Below are 18,168 nucleotides of genomic sequence, written 5' to 3' on the forward strand. Positions count from 1 at the left end.
ACACCCACATTCCACACCCTAAACTATCAGACTACGAATTTTGGTTGTTTGGCTGGGGGGCGATAAGTAGGCTAGAAAAAGGTTTATGGGCAACTTGTTGCCCCCCAGAGTTAATCTATTGAACTCCAAGGCGCACGACTGGTGTGCGCCTATTGGAAAGGAATGCCCTACTGTGGCGCGTTCAATAAGCCGCTACTCCTAAAATAAGAATAGTAGGTGTTCAATAATTTGGAATCTATGGATGGACAGACTAAACCCGTGTCAGCTAGTCCATGTATTGTATTTGTGCAGTCGTATCTTTGCTTTTCCGCATTTACTGGTAGTTCTTCTGAAAAAAGCGACAAAAGAGGATACAATGCATTTTCATTGCTATTTTCTGCTTGACAAATTAGTTTGGTTCGCCACTTTTCATAATCCATCTGTTCAATTGGGTATCCCCAAGAACGGATCATGTTGAAAGCCTCGTTTACATAGATGTCATTAGGGTTGACCATGTGAAAAGCCTTTCCTAGAGATTCTTTCTGTTGTGATATATTAACAATCGCCTTACTTACATAGTCTACAGGTACTATGTCGCTGAAAACGCCTTCAAGATTTGGCACTGCTCCTAGCTGGATACAGCCTTTAATCATTCGAGAAAATAGATCTTCTGTATTACAGAAGCCTGTTTGACTGTGTCCTGTTATTCTCCCTGGTCTGTATATACACACAGGCAATCTTCGGTCACGAGCTTCCATAACTAATTTTTCTGCTACCCATTTACTTTCAGCGTAGCCATCATCGTTGTCTGGACTATAGTCAAGGGAGTCTGATTCAAAAATTACTTGCTTGTCAGAATAGCCAGATGAGGAGAAAACTGAGATGGTAGAGATAAAATGTACGGGTTTAATTTTGGTTTGGCTAGCCAATCTCAAGACTTCCTGAGTTCCGAGAACATTAGCTGGCTTCAAAACTGAGTAAGAGTAGACAAAATTTACCCAAGCGCCATTATGATAAATGACATCCACCTGACTGGCTAGATGGTTAAACTGTGGTTCGTCAAGACCTAATAGTGGAGCCGACAATTCTCCTATAACTGGAATAATTCTTGAGCTTTTGCTTTCATTCCATAGGCTATACGACTCCAGGGAGCTTTGCAGTCTCTGCTTACCTTGCTCAGAAGAGGTTGCACGTACTAGACAATATATATTTCCTTGAGTTTGTTCGAGGAGTTCAGAGAGTAAATAAACTCCCAAAAAGCCTGTTGCTCCAGTCAAAAAGATATTTTTCGGCTCACTTATATATTTAAAAGCTACAGACTGATTCTGAATTTTGGAGTCTAAGATTACTTCAGCCCTTAAGTCCTTAACTTGATTAGTAACCTGTGTATCATTGTTTCCCTGATCAATAGCTTGAGCCACTCCTGCTACGGTGGGTGATTCAAATATGTCCCGTAGCTTAAGTTCTATTGAGAAAGCTGCTCGCACACGAGAGATTACTTGAATGGCTAATAGGGAATGTCCTCCCAACTCAAAGAAGTTATCGTGTGTACCCACTTTTTCTATACCCAACACTTCTTGCCAAATCTCGGCTAATGTCTTCTGTGTCTCCGTTTCTGGAGCTACATACTCCGTTGACAGACTACTGAATAAATCTGGTGCTGGCAATGCCTTACGGTCTACTTTTCCATTAGGAGTCAGAGGCAGTTTTGACAAGAGTACAAACCTACTAGGTATCATATATTCCGGCAACTGCTCTTTCAGATACTGTTTCACTTTATCTATTTGTTCTGTCTCTGATACTTCTGGAGTTTCACTTTCTAGCACTAGATAAGCTACTAAACCTTTATTGCCAGAGTTATCTTCCCTTGCTAATACTACTGTTTCTTTGACTAGGGGAAATTCATTTAATATCGCTTGGATTTCTCCGATTTCGATGCGGTAACCTCTGATTTTAACTTGATGGTCAAGTCTCCCTAAGAATTGTATTTGACCATTTCTTTGATAACGTGCTAAATCTCCTGTTTTATATAATCTTTTCCCATTCCAAAAGATAAATTTTTCTGTTGTTAATTCTGCTTTGTTCAGGTAACCTCGTGCTAGTCCTTCTCCTCCTATGTGAAGTTCTCCTGCTACTCCTATTGGTACTGGTTGATTCTTTGAGTCCAGAATATACACCTGGGTGTTGCTTATTGGTCTACCTATGGTTGGTGCAGCTCTTCCTCCTTTCTCCATTAACCCATAGGTTGAGTAAGTTGTGTCTTCACTTGGCCCATACAGGTTGTATACTGCTTTAATTGTTGCTTGTTCATACAGTTTTTGCACCAATTGATTTTCTAGTGGCTCTCCTGCCAAATTCACTGTTTTTACCCCACTGGGGATACTTTGGCTTCTGATTAATTCCCTGGCTGCTGAAGGTACTGTATTTATTAGGCTTACTTCTCCTGCTGCTGGTAATTCTGGCAGGTGTAAAGCATTTTCAGCTAATATGACTTTTCCTCCCCAACTTAAGGGCACAAACAATTCGAATACTGATAGGTCAAAGCAAATGGATGTGGAGGCTAATACTCCTGATAATTCCTCTTGGCTATACACTTCTCGTGCCCAATGTAATAGGGACACTGGACTACGGTGTTCAATTGCTACTCCTTTGGGTCGGCCTGTAGAACCAGAGGTATACAATACATAAGCTAGGTTTTGGGGGTTGACATTACTGACTACATTGGTTTGTCTTTCTACTGTATTTGCTTTCTTGATATCTACTACAGGTGTTTTTGTTTCTGGTAGCTGAAACGGGGAGTTGGAGTCAGTTAACACTAACTCTAACTCCCCGTCTTCTAATATCTGAGCTAGCCGCGCAGCGGGATAGTTGGGGTCTAATGCTACATAAGCCCCTCCGGCTTTGAGTATGGCTAATAAACCTACTACCATCTCCACTGAACGCTCTACACAGATGCCCACTAGGGTTTCTGCCTTGACTCCTAAACCTTGCAAGTAATGGGCTAGTTGATTGGCTTTGCTGTTTAATTGGGAATAGGTCAGCTTTTGCTGTTCAAATACTACTGCTACTGCATCTGGAGTTTTGTCTACCTGCTCTTCAAATAACTGATGGATACATTTGTCATCAGGATAACCCACCGCTGTATCATTCCAATCAACTAAAAGCTGCTTTCTTTCTGCTGCTGTCAGCAGTGGTAAGCGACTAACTGGTTGTTGTGGATCGGCAACAATACCCTCCAACAATTTCTGGAAATGACTCAGCATTCGCTCAATCGTACTCTGTTCAAACAGGTCTGTGTTGTATTTGAATGCTCCTGTCAACTTAGAGTTGATTTCGCTCATTTCCAAATCTAAATCAGATTGCCCCTCAAATAGCACTGGGTTATAAGGGATAAATTTTAAATCTCCCCAAGAATAAGAAGTCTCATCTTGACCAGAAGCCAGTAAATGTGCTTGTTGAAATGACTGAAGCACAAAGTTCGTTTGAATAATTGGGGAATAACTTGAATCTCGTTGCGGATGCAATCGTTCCACCATTAGTGCAAAAGGAAAATCTTGATGATCTAGTGCTTCCAGAACAGTTTGCTGCACTTGCGTTAACAGTTCAGTAAAACTACCTGCACCTTTGATAGTGCTTCGCATGGGGAGCATATTAACAAAATGCCCAAATATGCTATTGAACTCTGAGCGACTCCGACCCGTTACAGGTGAGCCAACAATAATATCTTCCTGCAAAGTATATCTATACAATAAAACCTGATATACTGCCAAGAGCAGAGTGTAGAGAGATACTTTCCTGGTATCAGCCAGCTTCTTTAACTTTTGTGTTAGTTCTAAAGATAAACTAAAGACACAGGAATTTCCTTTATAGGTTTGGAGCGGAGGTCGCGGATAATCAGTGGGCAGTTGCAATACAGGCAAATTGCCCTCTAGTTTTTGTTGCCAATAATCCCATAGCTGCTTTCCTCTGGCACTCTCCAGTAACTCTTTTTGCCAATGAATAAAAGTTGGATAGCTATAGCTTGGAGGAGCAAGAGGAGTAGATTCCTGAGTATGTAGCTGATGATAAATAACAGGTAACTCTTCCACCATAAGATTTAGCGACCAACCATCACAGACAATGTGGTGTACAGATACGATAAAGGCGAGCCCCTGTGCTCCCTGTTGAAAAAATCTGACACGCATTAGTGGACCATTTTCTAGGTCAAAAGGCTCTCGGTGAATAGCTCTCACCTTTTGTCGCACCTCTTCTATACTCCAACTGATAGCATCAATCACTTGAAAGTCTAAAACAGGGGTTTCCAAAACCTGTCGATAAGGTTTGTTATCTAAACTAGGAAAGCAAGTATGCAGGCCAGGGTGTCGCTTGAGTAAATGCTCAAATACTTCCTTCCAAGCTGAAACATTGCTAGCTTCAGGCATTCTACCTGCAAAGGAAACATTATAAGAGTAACTGTCTGGGTCTAAGTACCAGACAAACCAAAGAGACTTTTCATTTAGAGATAGGGGAGGATACGGACTTGTTTCCTCATAAGGTTTTAGTGGTTCTGAAAGAGCCTCAGAACTATCAGTAGTAGAAACGTTCTGAAGTAATCGTAATAATTCAGCTTTGTTTCGGGCAATAAGATCCCTAGTTTCTTGAGTTAATGCTCCCTTGGGAGCACGAATCTTTAGTTGCTCACCTTCAGCAGACAATCGGATGCCTTTGCTAGCGATTTGAGATAGAACTTGATTCAGGTTCATAAGGTAATTTCCTCCATATCTTCACAAATATCTTCAGTATCTGAATTGTCAGAGTCAGTGATTTCTTCTAACAAAAGCTGCTGAGTTATTTGGTCATTTACTAAGTCTGCGATCTGCGCAGTACTCGCCCCTCCAAATATTTTTTGAAAAGGTATATCCCATCCCAGTTGCCTTTTTAACAAATTCCGCAATTCACCTGCCATCAAAGAATCTAGCCCCATATCTATAAGAGGTTGAGCTACATCTATTTGAGAAGCACTCATAGCCAATATTTTGGCTATTTTTCCTACGAGGTACTCCATCAATATGCTTTCTCGCTCCTCTAATGAAACTGCTTTTAGCCTCTGTAAAATGCTATCATTTTCCCTTTTGGTTGCAGCCATTGAGGCAGTTAATTCCTGCCAATCAGCTAAGAAAGGCCATTCAGCTATTCTTTCTTCCAAAGCCAACCAATCAATCGGTACTACTCCTACTTCAGTATCATCAGTACCACTCATTAGTAGTTCTAGAGACTCTAAAACCTGAGCAGGAGCGATCGCACCCAAACCCTTCTTCTGTAGACTAACATCTGCACCTCGTTCTGCTGCTTCTCCCACTTCACCTACTATTCCCCAGTTAATGCTCAACCCAGGCAATCCTAGACTTCGACGATAATAAGCTAAACCATCTAGAAATCCATTTGCTGCAGAATGATTTCCCTGACCTGGTGAACCAAATAGAGAGGCTATCGAAGAAAACATCACAAAAAAGTCTAATTGCTGGTTTTGGGTCAATTGATGCAAGTGCCAAGCTCCTTGCACTTTCGGAGACATCACTTTATCAAAACTAGGCCAATTCTGGTTTTGTAGCATTCCATCTGACAACATTCCCGCCGAGTGTATTATTCCTGCTAATGGCCTGTTTAACTGCTCTATATTAGCCACCACTCTTGTCATCGATTCCCAATCAGATACGTCTGCTTTTTCCACTACTACTTCCGCTCCAGCCATTTCTAACTCAATTATTTTTTCCTCCACAGTATCATCGGGTGCCCTACGTCCTAATAATATTAAGTGCTTGGCTCCCTTCTCTACCATCCAACGGGCTACCAGTAAGCCTAAACCTCCCATTCCCCCTGTAATCAAGTAGTTAGCTTCCTCACGGAAACTCACCGATTTTTTGCTTGTTGCATCTGCTACTACCCTTTGCTGATGATGACTTGCAACCAATCTTGGCACATAACGACCATTTCCTCGCTGTGCTATTTGGTCCTCCTTATCTTCCGACCAGATTTCCTCAAATAGTCCATTAGCTTGACACTCTTTCGTCTCCTCTGGGTCTAAATCTATGCAGACACAGTTGAATTCCGGGTGTTCTAAACTAATTACTTTCCTCATTCCCCATAGTGAAGATTGGGTTACTCCTGGTATTATCGGTGCATTTGACGGTACAGGTTGAGAGCCACAAGTCACTAACCATAACCGAGGGGCTGTTGGTAACTCAGCTTTGACTAAAGCTTGCACTAAATATAATGTTGTAGCACACCCCAATTTAGATAAATTTTCTAATTCCTCAGATTTAATAGTTTTACCTAATCCCACTTCTGTTGTCCAACATTGCACTATTCCATACAATGATGGTGATTTAACTGCTACCGCCTCTATCAGTTGTTCATATTCCGACTGGTTATTAGGATTAATCCTCAATTCTTCTGGAGATATCTGCTGATATTTCTCTCCTGCAAATACTAAGATACACACTTCTCCTATCGATTTCAGTTGCCGTGCTAAGTGTTGAGCTATTCCTTGTTTGTCTGCTAGTATCAACCAACTCTTCGGTTTCTTCTCCGTTTTTTGTTTTGTTGGAGCTGCTTGAGCTACAATCACCTTTTGCCCTGACAATCCTTGTGTCTTTTCCTGTACTTCTGGTATAGCTACTACTTCAGTAAAACCTGTTTCTCTCAAAACTCTGTTCCACTGGTCAAAACTTAGCAGAGGGTAGTCTGGTCGTAATTCATAATCGGTGAATTTCCACCATCCTTCTAATAGTCCAAATACTAAATCCAACCATCGCTGAGGTGTTGTTGCTTCATACAATACTAATATTCCTCCTGGTGCTAATAGTTGTCGCACATTGGATAATGTCTCCTTGATACTTGTAGTTGCATGGAGTACATTTGCCGCAATAATTATATCGTACTGATGAGCACCGAATCCTTGACTGTTTGGGTCTACTTCTATATCTAAGGTTTTATACACTACAAATCGATAATCCGAGAATTTATCTTGCGCCTTACTGGTAAATAATTGTCCGATATCGGTGAATATATATTCTGTTTGCTGGGGATTTAGGTGAGGCAGGACATAACTACTTGTTCCTCCGGTTCCTGCTCCGATTTCCAACAACCTTATCCCTCGGCTTGGCGGTAATTTCTCTATAGCTTTATTAATAGTATTTTGTACTATCGTGTTCATCAGTTTAGCTACAGTAGACTTTTCATAAAGTTGGGTAGCGGTAGTCAAATCTCCTTGAGGGAATACCAACTCTACTGGGTCTATTTCTCCTCGTAGTACCATACTTAGTTGAGACGCACACCGATCCAGTAGTGTCAATGCTGCTGCTTCCTCTGGATATTGGCTCAGTAAACTCTGGTTTTTTTGAGTCGGGTTGACTTTCTCTAAGGTTTGTTTTACCTCCCACTGCAGTTGAGCAAATTCCAGTACTCCTAATTCTTTTAAGATTTGGAGGAGACGCATAAATAATCGTTCTTGGGTGGGAACTATACCTAAACGTTGAACTGCTGCATCAGCCTCAAAGCTCTCTTTCGCCTTATATGACCAACCTATCTCCAGCAAGCCTTGAACTATATAATCTACGCTTAATTCTTCTAACTTTGTGCTGATTTCTGAGGCTTTGCGATCATCTATCTGAGTTAATAATTCTATCAGAGTAGGAGTTAATTGTTGGGCAATTTCTATAGGAGGAAGCAAAAAATCAGGAGGTAGTAACTGACCTAAGCGACCTTTAGCTCTCCATTCTACTTCATACAGGCAATTAGTTATTGATTTTACTTCTAGTGGGGTCTCTTGAGTGGCAAGTTTTAGTTGTAAGCCTTTAATTGTGGCAATGATTTCTCCTTCTAGACTCGCTACAGTCAGTTGAGCAGTTAGGATTTTTTGATCTTCTATGAATTCACTCACCGATGCATACACCCAGAGACTTTTCTCTGGAGGAGCATATATTTTTAACTGCTCTATTCCTACTGGCAGATAAGTGTTGTTATTTGTTTGTGGTAGAGCCTGACCAGCTACTTGCAAAGCTGCATCTAACAATGCGGGATGGAATTGATAGTTGGTGATTTCTTTTGTCAAGGCTTCGGGTAACTTAATCTGTGCCAAGGCTTGGTGTGAACCCAACCACAATTGTTGAACTCCTTGGAAACTAACTCCGTAATTCAGCCCCAGTTGCCGAAATTTTTGATAATGTTCTTGGACTTTTATTGGCTGAGTACACTCTGCTTGGTATTTTGCCCGGTCTATAGCTCTCAGTGTGCTTTCCTGTGAATCAGCTCTGATTTGCCCTTCTGTGTGGAGTATCCACAATGGCGTATCTTGATTTTCCTGATTTTTATAACTAAAAATCTCAAACTTATAAGAGCCGTTTTCTAAGGGTGTGAGGATGGTTTGGACTGTTGTTAAGTCAATTTCTTGTAGAATCAGCCCTCGCCCAATAATTACATCTTCTAACACCACATGCTGAGATTTGGACAAATTCACTCCCGCTGCCAAGGCTATTTCTAAGTACCCTGTGGCTGGAAACAGGACTTGGCTAAACACTTCATGGTGCTTGAGGTAAGCTGGTCGATCTCCGGCTAGTAAAGATTCAAAACAAAATTGATTTTTTAAAGCTGCTACTTGTAGTTTGATACCTAGTAAGGGATGTAAAACTTTTTCCCCATCAACTTGCTGTGTCTGAAACTTCCGCTTGCTCTCTGGCCAATATCGTTCTCGTTGGAAAGGATAGGTTGGTAATACTACTTTCTCACGGTTATAGTTTTGGTCAAATCCTGACCAATCTACTTTGGCTCCTTGTACATACAGTTTTCCTAAACTATCCAACATTTGCTGCCATTCATCTACTCCTGGACGTAATGATGGCAACCATACACCTACCTCTTCCGGTAGACATTGCCTTCCCATCCCCAATAAAATTGGTTTGGGTCCAATTTCCAGGAATAAATCATATCCTTCCTCCTGCATAGTTATCATACTCTGGGCAAACCTCACTGGTTGCCGCACATGACGAGCCCAATATTTCCCAGAAGTCATCTCCTCTCCCACCAGTTTGCCAGTAACATTTGATATCAGTGGTATCTTAGGCTCATGGTAGTTGATTTCTTCTGCTACTGCTTCAAATTCTGCCAACATGGGTTCCATCAGAGGAGAATGGAAAGCATGGGATACTTGTAGTTGTTTGGTTTTGATGCCGACTGATTCTAGGTGAGTTGCGATCGCTCTTACTGCTTCTTCCTCACCAGAAATGACTATACTTTCGGGTCCATTGATGGCTGCTATGGCTACTTTTTCTTCCAACGACATCGCCTTGAAAATCTCTCGCACTTTCGACTCTGAGGTCATCACTGAAACCATTGCTCCACCAGCAGGTAATTTCTGCATCAAAGAGCCCCTAGCAGCAATTAGTTTCAAACCATCTTCTAAACTCAGTACTCCTGCTACAGTTGCTGCGACATATTCTCCAACGCTATGACCCATGACCACATCTGGTTTAATTCCCCAGGATTGCCAGAGTTTGAATAGTGCATATTCTATGGCAAATAGAGCAGGTTGAGTGTAAGCGGTTTGGTCTAGTAGGGATGAACCGGACTCATCTGTGTCTGTAGGATAGAGGATTTCTCGTAATGACTTATCCTGGAAAGTTTCTAGGCTACTGAGGATTTGCTCACATTGGTTAATCGCTTCACGGAAAGTTGGTGCTTGTTGATACAACTGCCTGCCCATGTTCACATATTGTGAACCTTGTCCTGTGAATAAAAAGGCGATTTTAGGTGTTGTGGTGTTTAATAGTGCTCCTGAGTAGATTCCGGTTACCTCTTCTCCCTGTTGGTGCTGTTGGAGTTTTTCAGCTAATTCTTTTGGGTTAGAGGTGACAACAGCTAGTCTGTGGTTAAAGTGGTTACGTCCTGTGTTAGCCGTATAGCAAATATCGGCTACCCCTAATTGGGGATGAGTTTGGAGATAATTGTGATAACTACTGACTAACTCACCAAGAGCAGTTTTAGTTTTCGCTGAGAGAGTTAATAAATGAACTGAACGTTCTATGTAATCTTCACTGTTGCCTGTTGCCTTTCCTCCTTGGGGGGACACAGGGGAGGTTTGCCTGTTGCCTTCTCTTGGTACTTCTTCTAAGATTATATGAGCATTTGTACCACTAAAGCTGAAGGAACTCACTCCCGCAATACGAGTTTTACCATTGGTTTGCCAAGGGGTGAGTTGAGTCGAGACTTGTAGTGGTAATTGTGACCAATTAATATAAGGATTAGGCTGGTTAAAATGGAGTGATGGTGCTATTTGTTGATGCTGTAGTTGCAGGACTACCTTCATCAACCCTGCTATTCCTGCTGCTACCTCTAAATGGCCAATATTAGTTTTAACTGTACCAATGATTAATGGTTGCTCTTGGGAGTGGGTTTTCCCAAATACCGTTCCTAACGCTCCGACTTCAATGGGGTCTCCCAAGGAAGTTCCAGTACCATGAGCTTCAATATAACTGACACTGGCGGGCTCCACACCCCCATTTGCTAAGGCTTGGCGAATCACAGCTTCTTGAGATGGACCATTAGGTACTGTTAAACCACCACTCAGACCGTCTTGATTAACAGCTGTGCCACGAATCACTGCCAGAATATTATCCCCATTGGCTAGTGCGTCAGAGAGTCGTTTCAAGACAATTATTCCACATCCTTCCCCACGCACATAACCATTTGCTGAAGCATCAAAAGTCTTGCAGCGACCATCAGGAGATAACATTTGGGCTTGAGAGAATATAATACTAAGCTCTGGAGAAAGGAGTAGATTCACGCCCCCAGCTAAAGCCAGATTACATTCTCGTTGTCGCAAACTCTGACAAGCCAGATGCACGGATACCAAAGACGAAGAGCAAGCAGTTTCTACTGCCAGACTAGGTCCAGTGAGCCCCAAGATGTATGATAAACGACCTGTAGCAGCACTCGGCGCATTACCTGTACCCCAATAAGCCTGTGGCATCTCAGAGGTTGCCAGCTTACTTTGATAATTGCTATTACCAATGCCAATGAATACTCCTGTCAGACTATTTAATAACTTTTCTGGGAGTATGTTAGCCCTTTCTATTGCTTCCCAACTAACTTCCAGTAATAAGCGTTGTTGAGGGTCTAAGCTTTGAGCTTCTCGGGGAGAAATCCCGAAAAATGCGGCATCGAAGCCATCTATTTGTGAGATAAAACCACCGTCGCGGGTAGAAATTTTGCCGGGAGCATCTGGGCCGGGGTCATAGTAGTTATTAATGTTCCATCGTGATAATGGTACTTCAGAGATAGCATCTACTCCATCATTGAGTAATTGCCAGAATGCTTCAGGAGAATCTACTCCGCCAGGGAAGCGACAACTCATGCCAATGATGGCAATTGGCTCAATCTGGGCAGACTTGAGAGCTTGCAATTCGGACTGCATTTCCTTTAATGCAATTAGTGCCCGTTTTGTTGCTGACAAAGAGTTTGCCGTATTTAGAGATTCCGAAATATTTTCCATATCTTTAAAGTATTCTACTCCTAGAAATTCATATTTTCTAATTCTTGAAGCAAAATATTTTGAGCTTCTGATTCTGATAGTTGTTCTATTTCTTGTTGTAAATTTGATTGGTTTACTTCTTCTGATTCTTGCTGAACAAGAACAACTGCTGACTCTCCCGAGAATACCTTAATGGAGAGATAATTTACTAAATTTTCTACAGTAGGATAGTCAAAAAACAGTGTTGAACTTAAACTTGTCTCTAAGGTTGACTCCACTTGATTTCTCAATTCCATAGCCATCAGAGAATCTAATCCTAAATCAAACAAAGGTTGGCGCATTCCTATCTTTTGTCCATCTGTCCAACCCAAGGTTTTGGCTATCAATGAGCGAATCTTATTGGTTAATAACTGTTGACGTTCTGAAACCGGTGCTGCTTCTAATTGTTCTCTAAATACTGACTTTTTGGTGAATGACGGTTCAGTGGAAATCAAAGCCTCCAAAAAAGGCATCTTCTGCACACCGGGCATCTGCCTAAAAAACTCAGACCAATTAACTGGGAACACCCCTACTTGGCTTTGAGAGCCTGATAACAATGAACCTAATGCTTGCATTCCTGATTCGGGGTCAATGGCCACTACCCCGCTACTCTGCATTCGATTTTGATGTTCCCTTGCTAAACGAGCTGCCATTCCTGCTGTCGCCCATGCTCCCCAGTTAATACTTAATCCTGGTAATCCCTGACCTTGACGATAGTGGGCGATCGCATCCATAAAAGCATTGGCAGCAGCATAGTTTCCTTGACCATAATTCCCCAACATCGAAGCCATAGAGGAGAAACAAACAAAGAAATCTAAAGGTAAATCCCGAGTCAGTTGATGTAAATACCAGGTTCCCGACACCTTGGGAGCCATAACTTTTGTAAATCTATTCCAGCTCATCTTTTGTAAGACTCCGTCATCCAACACCCCAGCAGCATGAATCACTCCTTTAAGTGGAGGTAACGAAGCAGATATCCCCTCTAAGATTTTGATGACAGACTCTTGAGTAGAAATATCCCCTAACAAAACACTGACTGATGCTCCTGCTGCTTCTAATTCCTCTATGATTTTTTGTGCAGTTTTATTCGGACTCCGACGCCCAGTTAATACTATATGTTTTGCTCCCTCTTTCACCATCCATTGGGCTACTTCTAAGCCTAAAGCTCCTAAACCTCCTGTAATCAAATAACTTGCTTCTGGTTTGATATATTTTGACTCATCTCTAGTTTTTGCCATAGAAACTACGACTTTTCCTATATGCTTACCTTGCTGCATATATCGGAAGGCAGCTTTTACTTCTGTACTAGGAAATACTTTATAAGATAATGCTTTCAGTGTTCCTTGCTGACACTGCTGGTTCAATTCCTCTGAAATTTTGGCAGTTAAATCTGGTTGTTGTTGGATTATCTCTCCCAGATCAAAAGGGAAGTAATCAGCATCTGGTCGCTTCTGCATCACCTTTTGTTTGTCCCAAATCCCTATTTTGCCAATTTCTACAAATCGCCCTTGGGTAGCTAACACAGCAAAACTCTTATCAATAAAGTCTCCATTTAGACTATTTAAGACTATATCTACACCTTTTCCCTGAGTCAGACTCATTATTTGATCGGCAAACTCTAAAGTGCGAGAGTTCATTATGTGTTTAATGCCCATAGACTTGAGAAACTCCCACTTAGGAGGACTCGCAGTCGCGAATACTTCTGCTCCTGTCTGTAGTGCGATTTGAACTGCCGCTTGCCCTACACCACCAGCAGCAGCATGAATTAATACTCGCTCTCCTGGCTGAATTTTAGCTAAGTGTTGTAATCCATAGTAAGCTGTGGCAAAGGTCAATGGTAAAGTAGCTGCTTCCGTAAAACTCAAATTTTTCGGTTTAGCCATCACTAACTCAGCCGGAGTAGTGACAAAGCTACTGAACCCATTATGAACCAAAGCCATCACCTCATCTCCCACCTGCCACTGAGACACATTGTCTGCCACAGATGCAATAACGCCTACACATTCTAAGCCAAAGTTAAGTTGAGCTACGTCAGTAATACCTAATACCTGAGCATAATATTCTTTCAGTAACCCCAAGGAATTGAGTACATCTCGGAAGTTTAAACCCACTGCTTTGACTTGAATTTCTACTTCATTCCCTTGTGGAGGACGGCGCTGCATTACTTGCCACTTGAGGTTGTCTATCAGTCCATATTCAGACAACTTCAATTCCAGTGGTTGATTTTCTAATCCTAATTTTTCTTCTAAGCTCGATTTCGGCTTTTGTTGTCGTACTAATCTTGCTACATAACGGACTCCCTGACGAATTGCTATTTGGTCTTCATTATTCTTAGAAAATACTTCATCTACTAAACTGGGGAGCATTTCCGAAACATTCGTTTTGGGGTCTAAGTCTATTCGGCCACACTTTAATTCTGGGTGTTCTAGACTAATAACACGCCCTAGTCCCCATAGAGTTCCTTGTTGGGGTTGCACCACTTCTGCTTCATCCAATATACTCTGAGTCCCTTGAGTAACTAACCACATCGGTGTTACATTAGTCAATCCAGCTTGAACTAAGGCTTGCACTAAATGTAACGCTGTTGCACAACCAAGTTGTTGAGCTGTTTGTAAATCCTCAACTTCATTTATTATACCCCATAAATGCAAAATGCCCTTAATATCTGAATTATCTTGGAGCAGTTTGAGAAATTGTTCAGCTACAGTGGGATTAATTTGATAATGTTGAGCATCTAATTGCTGATACTCTGAACCTGGGGATACCCAAATATAGTTCTGTCCTCTCTCTTGTAGATACTTCCCGACCGACTCTACCAATTCATAACTAAGTGCAAATACTAACCATTTCCCAGAGGCATTTTCATCAGATTTTGAAACTTTTGTTAAGGGTTGAGCTTCCCAGTTGATTTCATAAAACCAATCACTTAAATCTGAATCCAGAGTCATTAGTAATGCTTTGGGATTCGCTTTCCTTCCCTCAAAACCATTAACCTCAGCCACCAATGCCCCAGTTTGGTCAAATAATTGTATTTCTGCTTTCAGCAGTTTTTCCTCTGATGCTCCTTCTTTCAATCCACGGGTATAACACCAAAGCGAACCATTCTCAGGGCGCTGATAAAAAGTAAACTTCTCTATACTGAAGGGCACAAAAGTTTCATTTTTGTCACCAGCAAGACTGAGATTAAGTGCAGCCACTGACTGAAAGCATGAGTCAATTAAGGCAGGATGTATTTGATACTTAAGGGCATCTAACACTGTCTCAGGTACTTTCATTTGACACAGAATTTCTCCCTCTCCTAACCATACTTGGTCTATCCATCTAAAACTCTCCCCTAATTTAATTTTTCTATCCCATAGACTCTGGTAAATTTCTGTGCTTTCATTTTTTTGACTACAACGAGATTGAATTTCTTTGATGGTTTCTAGAGACTGCTGGGAGGACTCCATAGTAGGGTAAATCTTGCCTGTAGCATGCAGAGCCCAAGAATTATCACCATTGGAAGAGCTAGAAGAGCTATCAAAACTAATTACTTGAAATGAATATGAGCTATCCTGTGGAGTAAAAGCCACCTGAACATTACGCACTCCTTGTTCTGGAATAGCTAAGGCTTGGGGAAACAGAATATCTTCCAGTTGACATCCAGTTGTAGAAAATGTTAGAGAGGCGCTTGCTAACAATAGAGAAATGTGACTGGCACCAGGTACTACAACTTTTTCATATATTCGGTGGTCTGCTAAAAATGGTAGGGCGTCGGTGCTAAACTCAGATTCAAAAAAGATGTCTTTTGATAAGGGAGATTGAAACTTGCGATTAATCAGAGGATGAAGTTTGGTTGCAGAGATACTTTGATAATTGGTCGTTTCCACCCAATACTTTTCCCGCTGAAATGGATAAGTGGGCAAGATTACTTTCTGATTAGTATAATATCGGTCAAACCCTGACCAATCTACTTGGGCTCCTTTTACATACAATTGTCCTAAACTTGAGAGCATTTGTTGCCATTCTTCTACTCCAGGACGTAAAGATGGTAACCATACTCCCACATCTTCTGGTAAACATTGACGTCCCATCCCCAGTAATATTGGTTTTGCTCCCACTTCCAAGAATACCTTATAACCTTCCTCATCCAGAGTTTTCATACTCTGGGCAAACTTCACTGGTTGTCGGACATGATTTACCCAATATTTAGCGGTAGTAATTTCTGAACTCACCTTTTGACCAGTAACATTAGAAATGAGTGGTATCCGAGGCTGACTATAGTTGACTTCTTGAGCTACTGCTTCAAACTCTGCCAACATTGGCTCCATTAACGGAGAGTGAAAAGCATGGGACACCTGTAAATGTTTAGTCTTAACTCCCATTGCTTCTAACTTACTGCAAATGGTTGCGATCGCTTCACTTTCACCAGAAATCACCATACTTTCTGGTCCATTAATCGCTGCTATTGTCACTTGAGAACTATATTCTCCTATGGCCTCTGTCACCAGAGATGCTGATGCCATTACAGATACCATTTCACCACCAGAGGGTAACTGTTGCATCAACCTGCCCCGCATGGCGATTAATTTCAGACCATCCTCTAAACTGAAAACCCCTGCTACAGTTGCTGCCACATATTCTCCTACACTGTGACCCATGACTACAGTTGGTTTAATTCCCCAAGATTCCCATAACTTGAACAAAGCATATTCAATCGCAAATAGAGCAGGTTGGGTATAACCTGTTTGGTCTAACAAATTCGAGGTTGACTTTTGTACATCTTTAGGAAAAATAACCTCTAATAGGGGATATTCTAGATAGGGTTGTAGAATTTGGTCGCATCGCTCTAAAGCTTGGCGGAAAGTTGGTTGAGTTTCATACAATTGCTTACCCATATCCACATACTGGGAACCTTGGCCTGTGAATAAGAAAGCTAGCTTAGAACTTGCGCTACCACTATCAAATTCTCCACAAGATAGTCCAACTACTTCCTTTCCTGTTTTTTGATCAAGTAGCTTTTCTGCTAATTCCTTTTGGTCAGAAGCAATAACTGCTAGTCGATTCTTAAAATGTTTCCTTCCTGTATTGGCCGTGTAACATACATCTGCCACAGCAAAATCTGGATAAGTTTCTAAATGCTTTTGATAATTACTGACTAAATCTTCTAAAGCTTTTTCTGTTTTTGCCGATAGAGTTAATATATGAATTGGACGTTCGGCAATATCCTCACTTCCGACTTCTGACTTCTGACTTCTGACTTCTGCAGGAGCTTCTTCTAAAACTATATGAGCATTGGTGCCACTAAAACCAAAAGAACTAACCCCAGCTATGCGACTTTTACCATTTGTTTGCCAAGGGGTGAGCTGAGTCGAGACCTTTACTGGTAATTGAGACCAATTAATATAAGGATTAGGTTGGTTAAAATGTAGTGATGGTGCTATTTGTTGATGTTGCAGTTGCAGGACTAACTTGAGCAAACCTGCTATTCCTGCCGCTCCTTCGGTGTGACCAATGTTCGTCTTAACCGAACCAATGATTAATGGCTGTTCAACAGAGTGGGTTTGGCCAAATACCGTTCCTATGGCTTCGACTTCAATGGGGTCCCCCAAAGCAGTTCCTGTACCATGAGCTTCAAGATAACTAACACTTGTTGGGTCTACTTCCCCGTTTGCCAAAGCTTGACGGATGACTGATTGTTGAGAAGGTCCATTAGGAACCGTTAAACCACTAGTATCACCATCTTGATTGATGGCACTGCCCCGAATTACTGCCAGAATATTGTCCTGGTCTGCTACTGCATCTGATAAACGTTTGAGTACAACAATACCGCATCCTTCACCACGGACAAAGCCATCAGCAGAAGTATCAAAAGTCTTGCACCGACCATCAAAGGATAACATACGAGCCTTAGAAAAGTTGATGCTAAATTCCTGAGATAGCAAGAGATTGACCCCTCCAGCCAAGGCTAGATTACATTCTTGATTCCTTAAACTCGAACAGGCCAAATGGATACTTACTAATGAAGAGGAGCAAGCTGTGTCTACTGCCAAATTCGGTCCAATTAGTCCCAGAATATAGGAAATTCGCCCTGATGCTGTACTGTGGGCATTGCCTGTAGCTACATAGGCATCAAATTGTTCTGGACCTTGACTGAATATACGTTGGGTATAGTCGTTGCCACAAATACCAATAAATACACCTGTTGGGCTTCCTTGGAGTTGTTGCGGATTTTTGCCTGAATTTTCTAGAGCTTCCCAACTGACTTCTAGGAGTAATCTCTGTTGAGGGTCTAGATGGATGGCTTCCTTGGGAGAAATACCAAAAAAATTGTTATCAAACTCCTGAAGTTTGTTGAGAAATCCTCCATAGCGAGTATATATTTTACCAGGACTGTCTGGGTCTGGGTCGTAATAATCATCAAGGTGCCATCGGTCTTGTGGTACTTCAGTGATCGCATCTACTCCGTTTTGTAAAATATCCCAGAAGGCTTCTGGAGTAGATGCACCTCCAGGAAAGCGACAACCCATACCAATGATCGCGATTGGTTCTGATTTGTCCTTACTTTTTAGTGCATCAAGTTCAGCTTCCAACTTAGCTATCTTGTCTGATGCCATTTTCATCAGTTTGGCATATTCTTGCACCTGAGTACTACTCATTGAAAT

The 18,168-nt window shown here is 41.6% G+C and carries 3 protein-coding genes; all 3 read right to left on the reverse strand.

Annotated features, from left to right (window positions below):
• Positions 1-167 precede the first annotated feature (167 nt).
• The 3 genes from F6K63_RS26635 to F6K63_RS26645 are packed head-to-tail and all read right to left on the reverse strand — an operon-like array spanning position 168 to position 18,162.
• Positions 168-4,721: a non-ribosomal peptide synthetase gene (locus F6K63_RS26635; RefSeq protein WP_287313545.1), complete on the reverse strand. Its 4,554-nt coding sequence runs from the start codon at positions 4,719-4,721 to the stop codon at positions 168-170.
• Positions 4,718-11,506 (reverse strand): type I polyketide synthase, encoded by a 6,789-nt coding sequence (locus F6K63_RS26640; RefSeq protein WP_287313546.1) that lies wholly within the window; start codon positions 11,504-11,506, stop codon positions 4,718-4,720. Before F6K63_RS26640 ends, F6K63_RS26635 begins: the two co-directional genes overlap by 4 nt.
• Before the next feature lie 20 nt (positions 11,507-11,526).
• Positions 11,527-18,162 carry a type I polyketide synthase gene (locus F6K63_RS26645; protein WP_287313547.1) on the reverse strand — a complete coding sequence of 2,212 codons (6,636 nt, stop codon included), beginning with the start codon at positions 18,160-18,162 and terminating at the stop codon, positions 11,527-11,529.
• Between the last annotated feature and the right edge of the window lie 6 nt (positions 18,163-18,168).

This window comes from Moorena sp. SIO1G6 (genome assembly GCF_010672795.1).
In the GTDB taxonomy this organism is placed as follows: Bacteria; Cyanobacteriota; Cyanobacteriia; order Cyanobacteriales; family Coleofasciculaceae; genus Moorena; species Moorena producens.